1 protein-coding gene is annotated in these 726 nt (G+C 62.1%); it reads right to left on the bottom strand.

Going from position 1 to position 726, the window contains the following annotated elements:
• Positions 1-503: 503 nt before the first annotated feature.
• The coding region (locus GY937_07000) for an IS256 family transposase (GenBank protein MCP5056461.1) at positions 504-726 on the bottom strand (223 nt) is incomplete at its 5' end.

The following is a 726-nucleotide window of genomic DNA, read 5'->3' as shown; positions in this document are numbered from 1 at the left end:
GGATGCGGTGGTGAGATGCGGTCGTGTGCGGTCCTGACAAGCACGGAGAGCGCCAAGTAGCTGGAATTGCGGTGCCCCCGGAGGGTACACCGACCTTGCCAACGTGAATGTCGCCGGTTCGAATCCGGTCTCGCGCTCCAGTCTTCAGCAACGGCGGCGAGCTAACTGCTTGCCGCCGTTTCGCTTTTCTTGCTAGGCGCGACCCGAGAAAAGGCACGCAAGTCGCCCGAAATGCAGTTGGGATGTCGTGCGTGTCATTGCGTGCCCTCTGCGTGCCTTTTCTCGTCGACCGGATTGGCCGGAATCGGCATCGGCCACCCGAAGAGCGTCGCTAGATGGCCGCGCTCCGCGTCGTCGGGCCAAGCGTCTGCGTCGAGAAAACTGTCGTAGACCCCAAGCACCATTCGCGGTGTCGTGTGGCCGAGTTCCGATGAGACCTCCTTCGGGTTGGGGATGTCCCGTCCGCTGTTGATCTTCTCTGAGCGGCGGCTCCGGTTTGAATCCTAGGCGACGCGCTTTGCAGTCGCCTCTTCGCTGGTTTCGGACACGGTGAGAGCTCGGACGAGCTTCTCGATGTCGCGCCACTCTTGGACGCGACGGAACTTCTTCCCGGCTTCGACGATGGCGGCACTCACCCAACGCGCGACCATCGATCCGCCCTGCCAACGCTTCACGTTTCTCGAGTAGGTGGCGATGCCGCTGTTCAGGTTCTCGATTGCGTTGGTG

This window comes from bacterium, assembly GCA_024228115.1.
In the GTDB taxonomy this organism is placed as follows: domain Bacteria; phylum Myxococcota_A; class UBA9160; order UBA9160; family UBA6930.
This window is presented reverse-complemented; position numbering and strand designations above follow the sequence as displayed.